This is a genomic window from Longimicrobium sp. (genome assembly GCA_036389795.1).
Classification (GTDB): Bacteria; Gemmatimonadota; Gemmatimonadetes; order Longimicrobiales; family Longimicrobiaceae; genus Longimicrobium.
Genome location: DASVWD010000270.1, coordinates 16,895 through 27,180 on the forward strand (window position 1 = coordinate 16,895; position 10,286 = coordinate 27,180).

11 protein-coding genes are annotated in these 10,286 nt (G+C 71.1%); 2 read left to right on the forward strand and 9 right to left on the reverse strand.

What is annotated here, in order from left to right; genetic code table 11:
- Positions 1 to 9 precede the first annotated feature (9 nt).
- The 8 genes from rpmE to VF746_30965 all read right to left on the reverse strand — a co-directional run bounded on the left by rpmE (position 10) and on the right by VF746_30965 (position 6,891).
- Positions 10 to 222 (reverse strand): 50S ribosomal protein L31, encoded by a 213-nt coding sequence (rpmE, locus tag VF746_30930; protein ID HEX8696874.1) that lies wholly within the window; start codon positions 220 to 222, stop codon positions 10 to 12.
- A gap of 497 nt (positions 223 to 719) precedes the next feature.
- Positions 720 to 977, reverse strand: coding sequence for a hypothetical protein (locus VF746_30935; protein ID HEX8696875.1), 258 nt, complete (start codon positions 975 to 977; stop codon positions 720 to 722).
- Positions 978 to 1,160: 183 nt separating this feature from the next.
- Positions 1,161 to 1,586 (reverse strand): ferritin-like domain-containing protein, encoded by a 426-nt coding sequence (locus VF746_30940; protein ID HEX8696876.1) that lies wholly within the window; start codon positions 1,584 to 1,586, stop codon positions 1,161 to 1,163.
- 188 nt (positions 1,587 to 1,774) lie between these two features.
- The gene (locus VF746_30945) at positions 1,775 to 2,812 is read right to left on the reverse strand and encodes a Gfo/Idh/MocA family oxidoreductase (protein HEX8696877.1); all 1,038 of its coding nucleotides are present in this window, start codon (positions 2,810 to 2,812) and stop codon (positions 1,775 to 1,777) included.
- A complete protein-coding gene (locus VF746_30950) occupies positions 2,809 to 3,495 on the reverse strand; it encodes a hypothetical protein (protein HEX8696878.1) in 687 nt (228 codons plus the stop codon). Before VF746_30950 ends, VF746_30945 begins: the two co-directional genes overlap by 4 nt.
- 292 nt (positions 3,496 to 3,787) lie before the next feature.
- Positions 3,788 to 5,155, reverse strand: a complete 1,368-nt coding sequence (locus VF746_30955; GenBank protein HEX8696879.1) for a SpoIID/LytB domain-containing protein — start codon at positions 5,153 to 5,155, stop codon at positions 3,788 to 3,790.
- Positions 5,094 to 6,386: a glutamate-1-semialdehyde 2,1-aminomutase gene (hemL, locus tag VF746_30960; GenBank protein HEX8696880.1), complete on the reverse strand. Its 1,293-nt coding sequence runs from the start codon at positions 6,384 to 6,386 to the stop codon at positions 5,094 to 5,096. The genes VF746_30955 and hemL overlap by 62 nt, the downstream gene beginning before the upstream one ends.
- A gap of 1 nt (position 6,387) precedes the next feature.
- On the reverse strand, positions 6,388 to 6,891 hold the full coding sequence (locus VF746_30965; protein HEX8696881.1) for a YajQ family cyclic di-GMP-binding protein: 504 nt from the start codon (positions 6,889 to 6,891) through the stop codon (positions 6,388 to 6,390).
- Between the two features lie 182 nt (positions 6,892 to 7,073).
- Between VF746_30965 and VF746_30970 the strand changes: the two genes are divergently transcribed.
- Together VF746_30970 and VF746_30975 are read left to right on the forward strand one after the other, a co-directional pair.
- Positions 7,074 to 7,529, forward strand: coding sequence for a hypothetical protein (locus VF746_30970; protein ID HEX8696882.1), 456 nt, complete (start codon positions 7,074 to 7,076; stop codon positions 7,527 to 7,529).
- 314 nt (positions 7,530 to 7,843) lie between these two features.
- Positions 7,844 to 8,689: a right-handed parallel beta-helix repeat-containing protein gene (locus VF746_30975; GenBank protein ID HEX8696883.1), complete on the forward strand. Its 846-nt coding sequence runs from the start codon at positions 7,844 to 7,846 to the stop codon at positions 8,687 to 8,689.
- Between the two features lie 424 nt (positions 8,690 to 9,113).
- Here VF746_30975 and VF746_30980 read toward each other — a convergent pair whose 3' ends face one another.
- Complete coding sequence (locus VF746_30980; GenBank protein HEX8696884.1) at positions 9,114 to 9,881, reverse strand: LytTR family DNA-binding domain-containing protein; 768 nt, start codon at positions 9,879 to 9,881, stop codon at positions 9,114 to 9,116.
- Between the last annotated feature and the right edge of the window lie 405 nt (positions 9,882 to 10,286).

The window sequence follows — 10,286 nt, forward strand, 5'->3', positions numbered from 1 at the left end:
GCTCCCGTCTCACTTCCTGGTCTCGGTGCCGGCGTAGCGCTGCCGGAAGCGCTCGATGCGGCCCGCGGTGTCCATCAGCTTCTGCTTCCCCGTGAAGTACGGGTGGCAGGCCGAGCAGATCTCGACGTGGATGTCCTTGCTGGTCGAGCGGGTCTGCCAGGTGTTGCCGCAGGCGCAGTGCACCGTCACGGTCCTGTAGTTCGGATGAATGTCCGCCTTCATGGCGCACCATGCCTGATCTCGGGTTGCTGCTCGCGTTCCGGGGAGCCCCCGGAAGTCCATTGGAGAAGCCCGGAATCTAACGGAATCGGCGCGTCCGATCAACCCGCGGACCTGCTATTTGCGTGAGAGCGACACGGCAACCAGCCTCTCTCGGCCCGCCTTCAGGGCGGCCTCAGGAAGAAGCTGGTCTGAGTAAGGATCTGCATGAGGTACTTCCGCTCGATCGCTCCCAGGTACCGCTGCAGCCGAATTCGATCCACCGTGCGAAGCTGATCGCAGAGAAACCAGGTTTCGTGCTCCAGTCCTCCGGACCCGGCGGGAACCCTCACCCGCCCAGGGTAGCGTTTCTCCTGCGTGGTGCCCGGGACCACCATGCAAAGTCCGGTTCGATTCAGTTCGTTGACGGACAAGACAAGAGCAGGCCGGGTACCAGCCTGCTCGTGTCCCTCCACGGATCGAAATTGGCGAGCCAGACGTCTCCTTGTTCTGGAGCTTCCCTACTCATCGCGCAAGCCGTCCATCAGCGTCCCGTCGAAGGACCGGCGTTCGCGTTCAAGCTCGGCCCACGCTTCGGGGTGGTTGGCGCGCAGATCCGAGTGGAACGCTTCGTACTCCTGCAGGAACAGACGGCATTCCGCCTCTTCGAGTGCCTGTGCCGCAGCGGGGGCCTGGCGAGCGTCCCTGAGACGCGCCAGAAGGCTGCGAAGGGCAGCGCGACCGGCGTCTCGCGCCGGATCCCGAGCGATGCTGGGCATCTCTTCTCTCTCCTCGGATGGGTCTCATACGGCGTATCCGCGGGTGGCTCACGCAGAGCCGCGTAAAATCTTCAATACCCATGATTGTGTTGTCAACACGACTGGTAGACAGTCACGGGTGCAGATCACAGGGGACAGCCCGCACGTTGACCCCTGTTCCCCATCCCCTGTACCCTGCCGTCCCTACCGCCACTCCATCAGCATACGGCGGATGTCGTCGCGGTGGCTGCTCTCGTCGACGATCAGGTTCTCGAGCTGCACGCGGATGGAGATCTCGCCGCACGCGTCGGCCTGCTGGATGCGCTTCGTGTAGCGCTCGATGGTGTCCACCTCGGCCTGCAGCGCGTTCTCCAGCATCTCCCGCGCGTCGCGCGCGATCGGGACCGGCGGCACGTGCACGGTGGGGGTGCCGCCCAGCGCCACGATCTTGTCGGCCAGGAAGGCGGCGTGCCCCAGCTCGTCGGGGATCTCGCCCTCGAAGAAGGCGCGCAGCTGCTGCCGGTACGGCCCCGCCACCATGGCGGCGTAGGTGCGGTACAGCACCACGGCCTGGTACTCGGCCGAAAGGTCCTCGTTCATCCCGTCGATCAGCTCGCTCACGTCCGACATGCGTCCTCTCTCCCTCCCTCTCCCGATCACGAATCTCCCGAACTCTCAGCCGCGGAGCCGGCCGCCGACGCAGGGCCGCCTATGGATCCTTCGGCCGCCGCCCGGCATCGGCGCTCGCGACGTTCCGGCGCGGCGGCTCCCTCCGGATGACGTCTCGGCGGACAGCGACTTACGAGATTCTGACACCGTCAGGACGACGCCTTCCGCCTGCCGGCCGACGGCGGCGCCAGCTCCACCTCGCGGCCCTCCTCGGCGGAGCGGTAGGCGGCCTCCATCACGCGCATGAGCTGCACGTGGTCGGCGGCGGGGTCGGGCTTCTTCTCGCCGCGGATCACCTCCACGAAGTGCTGCAGCTCGTTGCGGTAGCTGGCGGTGAAGACGTTCTCGCCGCCGGGCGGCAGCTTGGGCGTCACGTTCGCCAGCCCCGCGCCCATCTCGCGGTAGACGGCCAGCGGCGAGAGCGTGCCGCTCCCGGCCGAGCCCAGCAGGTGCAGGAACTGCCGGTCCTTCTTGGCCAGCAGGTTCCAGGTGACCTCCAGGTTCACCAGCCGGTCGCCCTCCAGACGCACAAGCAGGGCCGCCGCGTCCTCCACCTCGGCGCCGGGGGCGCGGTGTGTGTGCGCGCTCACCCGCAGCGGCCGGGGGTAGCCCAGCGTCCACAGCCCCAGGTCGAGCATCTGCAGCCCCAGCTCCATCAGCGCGCCGCCGCCGGCCGAGCGGCGCTCGCGCCAGGAGCGGCCCACCGGCTTGGCGCGGTTCAGCCACCCCGCCTTCAGGTAGAACACGTCGCCCAGCTCGCCGCTGGCCACGAACGAGCGCAGCGCCCGCGCGTCGGGGCGGAAGCGCTGGTTCATGGCCACCAGCAGCCGCTCCCGCGCCCCCTCCTCCTGGAGGATGCGCTCCACCCCCTCGGGCGAGAGCGCCAGCGGCTTCTCGCACAGCACGTACTTCCCGGCCCGCAGCGCGTCGACCACGTTCTCCTCGTGGCGGGCGCTGGGGGTGCACACCACCACGGCCTGGATCGACTCGTCCTCCAGGACCCGCTCGCCCGGGACGGCCGCGGTGCCGTAGCGCAGGGCCACGGTGCGGGCGGCGTGGGCGTCGCGGTCGGAGACGGCGGCCACCTCCACGCCGCGCATGCGGGAGAGGATCGGCAGGTGCGCCACCTGGGCGATGGCGCCGGCGCCCAGGATGGCCACCCGGGTCGGGGGGCGCTGGACGGTCATCGCCCGCCTCCGGCCGCCGCGGGCGGCCGCACCGGGCCGCCCGGGAAGGTCCACGACAGGCCCACGCCGGCGCCCAGCCAGCGGGCGTTGCTGGCCAGCACGCCGCGCACCTCGCCCTGCACGCGCAGCGACGGCCCCAGCGCGAGCTCCACCCCCGCCATGGCGTTCAGCCCCGGGGTGATGGCGTCCAGCACGTCTTCCACGAAGGTGTCGTCGACGAAGTCGCCGCCGCCGTTGACCAGGTGGATGCCGACGCCCACGCCCGCGTACGGCTCGATGCCGAGGTCGGTGGTCCACAGGTACTGCGCGTCGACGTCGAGCGAGAGGTCGGAGAGGTGCACGGTGCCCAGGTCGATCCCCGTGCAGGACACGCCCGAGCGGTCGCAGGCGGCCTCGATGCGCCGCTCGATCTCGTCCACCTCGCTGTCCTTGATGTCGCTGGACCAGAAGGTGAGGCTGGGCGCGATGCGGACGTTGGGCCCCACCTCGCCCAGGTCGGCGCGCAGGTGCACCCCCAGCGCGCTCTTGCTGCGCGCCGGGAGCACGCCGAAGAGCCACACCCCGATTCCCTGGAAAGCGAGGTTCTCGTAGTCGTAGTCCTCGGGCCGCTGCGCGCTCGCGGGCGCGCCGATGCCGAGCGCGGCCACCACCGGCAGCAGGAAGGCGAACGAGGTTCGGCGCATGGCGTCTCCTGGCGGGAGGGAAGGGAAGTGCGTGAGTGCGTTAGTGCGTTAGTGCGTTAGTGGATTGGTGCGCTGGTGATGTTGGCGCGGGTGCCCGGCTTCCGGGTGATCGGCCGCCATCGGGCCGGGCGGTTGAAACCGCTGCAACAACGACAGGAAGTCCGCCTGCGCGGACTGCTCGTCGCCGTCTCTCGAGCGAATTCCGGGGGGTCGGCGCCTCGACCCGCCCCCGCAGCCTCGCGGGGTTTGCGAGGCTTCCTGCAGTTGTTGCCGCGGCTTCAGCCGCCCCCTCTCAGTACATGTCCGTGACCTGCGTCCCCGGATAGTACGCCTGCAGGATCGTGCGGTAGTCCTGGCCGGCGCGGGCGCGGCCCATGGCGCCCACCTGGCACATCCCGATGCCGTGCCCCCAGCCGCCGCCCTCGGCCACGATCTCGCCGCCCTGCACCCGCACGTCGAACTTCGAGCTGTTGAGGATGCCGCCGCGCACCGGCGTCAGGATCCAGCGCACGCGGTCCCTGCCCACCGTGAAGGTGCCGGCGTCGGTCTCGATCTCCAGCGAGCGCACGCGCCCCGAGGGCGTCCGCCGCGTGACCTCCATGCCGCGGATCTGGCGGATCGTCCGCCCGCCGAGCGAGTCGCGCAGCGTGCGGTTCAGGATGGCGGCCAGCTGGTCGTGCGTCCAGCGCTCGGTCCAGCGGAAGCGGCTCGACGAGCGGTCGTACGCCTCGCCCGTGCGCGGGTCCACGTCGACCACCGAGACCAGGTACGGCACCGGGGCCTCGTTCCACACCTCGTCGATCGCCGCCGTCTGCCCCGCGCAGGTGGAGTGGTAGTAGGCGGTGATCGGCTGGCCGCGGTACGTCAGGACCTCGCCCGCCGTCTCGCCCACGGCGCGGTGGACGATCGGGTCCTCGTCCGCCACCCCGCCGTAGACCTGGTCCTCGGTGGTGGGGTAGACGTCGAAGCCGAGCTGCTGGCGGCGCCCCATGTACTTCACCGCGTAGGTGCGCGCCGCCACCGCCTGCGCCTTCACCGCCTGGTAGATCTCCTCCGACGCGCGGCCGATCTCGCGGGGGACCACGCCCAGCAGATAGCTCTCCATGTCGAGCCGGTTGACGAGCGTGAGCCCGCCCGCGCCGGCCGCCTGCACCAGCATCGCCCCCCGGTAGCTGCGGCCGCGCGTCTGCAGCGTCCCGATGTCCTCCGGCTCCACCACGAGCGGGAGGTCGAAGACGCGCGGGCCCCCTCCTCCCCCGGCGACCCGCAGCTCCGCGCCGGCGCCCGCGCGGGTGAAGCGGGCCACGCCGCCGCCCTCCACGCGCGCCGCCACCTGCCCGCCCGCGGTGCGGACGACGAAGCGGTCGGCCGAGGTGACCTCCACCGCGGGCGTGTCCACCGCGAGCCCCACGCGCACGGCCGGCGCGCGGGCGGCCGCGGGGGGCGGCGGTGCCGTCGGGCGCGGCGGCGGGGGAGCGGGCGGCGGCGCGGGCGCGGGAGCCTCGGGCGCGGGCGGCGGCAGCGGGACCGGCACCGGCCGCGTGGGCGCGCCGCGCGGGGTGCACGCCGCCGCCAGCAGCGCCAGGGCCGCGAGCGCGCTAGGCCAGCGCCGCGCCCAGGGCCTCGCGGGCGCGGCGGATCGTTTCCTCGACGTCATCATCCGTGTGCGCGGTGGACAGGAACCCGGCCTCGAACGCCGACGGCGCGAAGAACACGCCGCGCTCCAGCGCCGCGTGGAAGAAGCGGTTGAAGAGCGCCACGTCGGAGCGCTTCGCGTCGGCGAAATTCCGGACCGGTCCGGCCGCAAGAAAGACGCCCCACATCGATCCCGCGCTCCCCCCGCACGCCGGCACGCCCAGCTCCCGCGCGCTCGCCAGCAGCCCCTCGACCAGCCGCCGCGTCCGCCGCTCCAGGGCGGGGTAGGGGTCCTCGTCGCGCAGGACGCGCAGCTGCGCCAGCCCGGCCGCCATCGCCAGCGGGTTGCCGGAGAGGGTCCCCGCCTGGTAGACGGGCCCCACGGGCGCCACCTGGTCCATGATCTCCGCCCGCCCTCCGTACGCGCCCACCGGGAGCCCGCCGCCGATCACCTTCCCCAGCGTGGTGAGGTCCGGGCGGACGCCGTAGCGCTCCTGCGCCCCGCCGCGGGCGACGCGGAAGCCCGTCATCACCTCGTCGAACACCAGCAGCGCCCCGTCCTCCTCCGTGATCCGGCGCAGCGCGGGGAGGAAGCCGTCGTCGGGGGCGATGAAGCCCGCGTTGCCGACCACGGGCTCCAGGATCACCGCCGCGATCCGCCCCGGGTGCGCGCGGAAGGCGGCCTCCACCGCCTCCAGGTCGTTGAAGGGCGCCGTGAGGGTGAGCCTCGACAGCTCCGCGGGGACGCCGGGGGAGTTGGGGAGCCCCAGCGTGGCCACGCCCGAGCCGGCCTTCACCAGGAAGGAGTCGCCGTGGCCGTGGTAGCACCCCTCGAACTTGAGCACCAGCTCGCGCCCGGTGAAGCCGCGCGCCAGGCGCACGGCGCTCATGGTCGCCTCGGTCCCGCTGTTGACGAAGCGCACCCGCTCCAGCGACGGCACCAGCTCGCGCACCAGCTCGGCCAGCTCCACCTCGGCCGCGGTGGGGGCGCCGTACGAGGTGCCGCGCCCCGCCGCGTCGCGCACGGCCTCGACGACGGCGGGGTGGGCGTGGCCCAGGATCAGCGGGCCCCAGGAGAGCACGTAGTCCAGGTACTCGTTGCCGTCCACGTCCCAGAGCCGCGCGCCCGAGGCGCGCGCCACGAAGAACGGCTCGCCGCCCACCGCGCGGAAGGCGCGCACCGGCGAGTTCACGCCGCCGGGGATCACCTCGACGGCCCGCCGGAAGAGCGCGGCGGAGCGGGGGCGCGCCGGCATCTTACGAGCGGAAGTTGCCGAAGGAGAGCTCCAGCCCGAAGTCCTCCTTCTTGAGCGCGGCGATCACCGCCTGCAGCTCGTCGATCGAGGGGGAGGAGACGCGCACCTCGTCTTCCTGGATCTGCGCGTTGACCTTCTTGAAGCCGGCGGCCTTGATGGCCTTCACGATCTCCTTCGCCTTCTCGGTGGAGATCCCCTGCACCAGGGTGATGGTCTGGCGCACCTTGCCGCCGAACGCCTGCTCCACGTCGCCGTAGTCCAGGTTGCGGATGGGGACGCCGCGCTTGACCAGCTTGGTCTGGATGACGTCGACCAGCGCCTTGAGCTTGTAGTCGTCGTCGGCCAGCAGCTTGAGCGTGCCGTCCTTCTTGCTGAAGTCGATCTCGGCCGTGGCGCCCTTGAAGTCGTAGCGCTGCTGCACCTCCTTGCGCGCCTGGTTCACGGCGTTGTCGACCTCCTGCAGGTCCACCGTGGAGGTGATGTCGAAGGTGGCGGTCTTGGCCATTTCGCCCGGGTCCGCTGCGTGTCGTGTGGGAGTGAGGCGGGAATGTAGGTCGCCCGCACGGGGAGCGGCAACCCGCGGCCGCGCCGCAGTCCGGGAGGCGGGTCCTGAAACCGGCCGGGCCGCCGCTGCGTGGGAATGTGGAGGGCCGACACTTCGAGGCCCCGCGACAACGGACCCCAACGATGAGAGTGGACTTCCAGGAGCACGCGGCGCCCGGCGGGGAAGCGGCCGACCCCGTGGTCTCGCCCGAGGTGGTGGAGGAGGTGCTGGAGGTGGCGGCCGAGCTGCACGCCGAAGAGCTGACCCGGCTGCGCCGGAGCGACCTGTTCGAGGCCGCGGCCCAGGCGGGGATCCCGGCGAAGTTCGTCGCCGCGGCGCTCCGGCAGGTGTCCGCGCGGGAGCGGAGCGGAGGGGCCGCGGGCTCCGAGGCCGCCGGGCATCCGATGGGATGGTTCTTCGGCTACGTCGCCTACCTCTTCGTGCTGTCGCTGGCGGGCGTCTGGCTCGCCGGGCTGCTCTCGCCGCGCGACGCGCGGAGCACGGCGGCGGGGCTCGCCGCCTATGCGCTGATCTGGCTGGTGGGCGCCGTGACGGGCGTGCTGGTGATCGACTCGGCGCACTCGCGGCCAGGGAGATGACCGAAGCGCCGTTCCAGGCAAGCGCGGCCGGGCTTCCGGATGCCGGCGGGGAGGGAGCCGGGCCTGGGGGAGCGCGGTGGCCGAATCGGACAGGGCCGCACACGGTCTGCGACATCCGGAGCGCTTCGAAAGGGTGGCGAAGTTCCGGTCCGGGGTCCTGCGGGGCGGGAACTGGTCTGGCATCCGTCATCTGTGTAAAACTTACGGAAAAGGGCTGGCGGGATGCCTATGGTTTGCGCTATGTTTCAGGATCGCGGTTTCCGCGATGGCCCATTCCCCTCCCTCCCCCTTACCCGCACAAGAAAGGTTGTATCATGAGACGCGCATTCGTAGTGGCAGTGTGCTCCGGCATCATGGCCGTGGCTGCGACGTCGGTCGCTCACGCGCAGGCGACCCGGACCTGGGTCTCGGGTGTCGGTGACGACGTGAATCCCTGCTCGCGCACCGCTCCGTGCAAGACCTTCGCGGGCGCGATCTCCAAGACCGCGGCCGGCGGGGAGATCAACTGCCTCGATCCGGGCGGGTTCGGCACGATCACGATCACCAAGTCGATCACGATCGACTGCAGGGGGACGCAGGGCGGCATCCTGTCCGCGCTGGCTCCCACCGCCGTCAACGTCAACGGCACCGACATCGTCGTCACCCTCCGCAACCTCAACATCAACGCGGTGGGGACCGGGACGGACGGAGTCAGGTTCACCAATGGGAGGCGGCTCATCATCGAGAACGTCACCATTTCCGGAGTGACGCGCTACGGAGTCTGGGTCCCGACGATGGCGGGCGCCGGAAACCTCGTGATCTCGAACTCGTCGATCACCAACGGTGTCGATGGAGTCAGGGTCGCCTGGGGGAACGCCATGGTGAGCCACTCGGTCCTCTCGGGCAACTCCGGGTTCGCCCTGATCGCCGAGAACGTCGGCGTCATCAACGCCGACAGCAACATCCTGACCCACAACGGCACGGCCTTGCAGGCCGGCAACGGGGGCGCGGGCCAGGGCAGCGCGACGGTGAACATCTCGAACAACGACGTTTACTCCAACCTCAACGGCTTCGCCTGCGCCGGTGGGATCGTTGCCTCCAACGGCACGAACCGGAAGGGCGCCAATACGGGAGGGGCCGGGCCGGTCTGCTCGCCGAACGGTACCATCACCGTGCAGTAGCCATCCGGCCACACTCCGGGCCGCGCTCGCCACCGGGCGGGCGCGGCGGCGGGGGGGCCCTCTCCCTCGCGCCCGAAGCGCCGAAGTCCCTCCCCCCGGAAAGCCTGGAGGAGGGACTTCGGCGTTTCGCGCGACGAAGCCAGGTCCCGGACGGAATGGGGTGCGCGGTGGAAGCCTCGCGGGGTTTGCGAGGCTCCGTATTCCAGCGCGTGTCTTCAGGCACTCGCAGTGGCCGCGCCCGGGCGAGACCTCGCGTGAGGGATGCGCGCCCGGAGGGCCGGGACGGCGCCGCCACAGGGGGTATCGTGGCGGCGCTGGCCCGGCGCCGTTGGGCAGCGTCGTTTGCGGCCCTACGGCGCGCGCAGCCCGGCCCCCTTCAGGGGGGACACGCCCAGACCCGTCGTTGCAGTTGAAGCTCGTCGGCTCACCACCCCAGGACGGAGCGGAGGCGGTCGCGGTAGCCGCGGCTGGAGGCGAGCTTGGTGCCGTCGGCGAGCACGAAGAGGAACTCGCCGGCGCCCCACGACTCGATGCTGTGGATGCGGTCGACGTTGACGATGGTGGAGCGGTGGATGCGCACGAAGCGGCGCGGGTCCAGCGAGCGGTCCAGCTCGGACATGGTCTCGCGCAGCAGGTGCTGCTCCTTGCCCAGGTGCAGCCGCACGTAGTTGTCGGCGGCCTCGATCCAGTCCACGTCGGCGGCGCGCACCACGCGGAAGCGGTTGCCGGTCTTGACCACGAAGCGCTCGCGGTACTCGGCCGCGGCCTGCGAGAGCCCCTCCAGCCACTCCAGGAAGCGCGGGTCCACCCGCGCGCCGCCCCGCTGCCCGAGCTGCCGCCGCGCCCGCTCGAGGGACACGCGGAAGCGCTCGCGCTCGAACGGCTTGAGCAGGTAGTCGAGCGCGTTGGCCTCGAACGCCTGCAGCGCGAAGTCGTCGAAGGCGGTGGCGAACACCACGAACGGCATCCGCGCGGCCCCCACGCGCCGGATCACCTCGAAGCCGTCCACGCCCGGCATCTGCACGTCCAGGAACACCAGGTCGGGCTCCAGCCGCACGATGCTGTCCACCGCCTCCACCCCGTCGCCGCACTCGCCCACCACCTCCACGTCGTCTTCGCGCTCCAGCAGCGTGCGCAGCCGCTCGCGCGCCAGCGGCTCGTCGTCCACGATCAGCGTGCGGATCGTCGTCATGCCTGCCCGGCTGGTTTGGCTGGATGGGACCCCCGCCGCGGCGTGCGGCCGGGGTGGTGCCCGCCACGGGTGCTCCGGCCCGCGGTCCCGCGGCTCCCCGCACCGTGGGCGCGGGTCCGCCGGGGTGAGATACCGGAGCCTACTCATTCGTTTACGTGACGCCCGCCGCCCGGGATTCGCCCCTCGCGGGGAGGCTGGAACCAGCTGATTTCCTAACAACGCGCGAGGGGGGAGAAATCTAGCACTTTGGGATTTTCGTCCCGGCTGATACCACGTTTCCGAGCATTGTTCTGGTTCGCGAGAAACAGATTGGCATCACACAGAGGACACGGAGGACACGGAGAGAACTTCAATCTCTCCGCTGTTCCTCTGTGTTCTCTGTGCCCTCTGTGTGAGACCTTTTCA

What these genes read in the sequence shown, in the direction of transcription:
- rpmE (HEX8696874.1), bottom strand. Translation starts at nt 222, where the DNA reads ATGAAGGCGGACATTCATCCGAACTACAGGACCGTGACGGTGCACTGC.
- VF746_30935 (HEX8696875.1), bottom strand. Translation starts at nt 977, where the DNA reads ATGCCCAGCATCGCTCGGGATCCGGCGCGAGACGCCGGTCGCGCTGCC.
- VF746_30940 (HEX8696876.1), bottom strand. Translation starts at nt 1,586, where the DNA reads ATGTCGGACGTGAGCGAGCTGATCGACGGGATGAACGAGGACCTTTCG.
- VF746_30945 (HEX8696877.1), bottom strand. Translation starts at nt 2,812, where the DNA reads ATGACCGTCCAGCGCCCCCCGACCCGGGTGGCCATCCTGGGCGCCGGC.
- VF746_30950 (HEX8696878.1), bottom strand. Translation starts at nt 3,495, where the DNA reads ATGCGCCGAACCTCGTTCGCCTTCCTGCTGCCGGTGGTGGCCGCGCTC.
- VF746_30955 (HEX8696879.1), bottom strand. Translation starts at nt 5,155, where the DNA reads ATGATGACGTCGAGGAAACGATCCGCCGCGCCCGCGAGGCCCTGGGCG.
- hemL (HEX8696880.1), bottom strand. Translation starts at nt 6,386, where the DNA reads ATGCCGGCGCGCCCCCGCTCCGCCGCGCTCTTCCGGCGGGCCGTCGAG.
- VF746_30965 (HEX8696881.1), bottom strand. Translation starts at nt 6,891, where the DNA reads ATGGCCAAGACCGCCACCTTCGACATCACCTCCACGGTGGACCTGCAG.
- VF746_30970 (HEX8696882.1), top strand. Translation starts at nt 7,074, where the DNA reads ATGAGAGTGGACTTCCAGGAGCACGCGGCGCCCGGCGGGGAAGCGGCC.
- VF746_30975 (HEX8696883.1), top strand. Translation starts at nt 7,844, where the DNA reads ATGAGACGCGCATTCGTAGTGGCAGTGTGCTCCGGCATCATGGCCGTG.
- VF746_30980 (HEX8696884.1), bottom strand. Translation starts at nt 9,881, where the DNA reads ATGACGACGATCCGCACGCTGATCGTGGACGACGAGCCGCTGGCGCGC.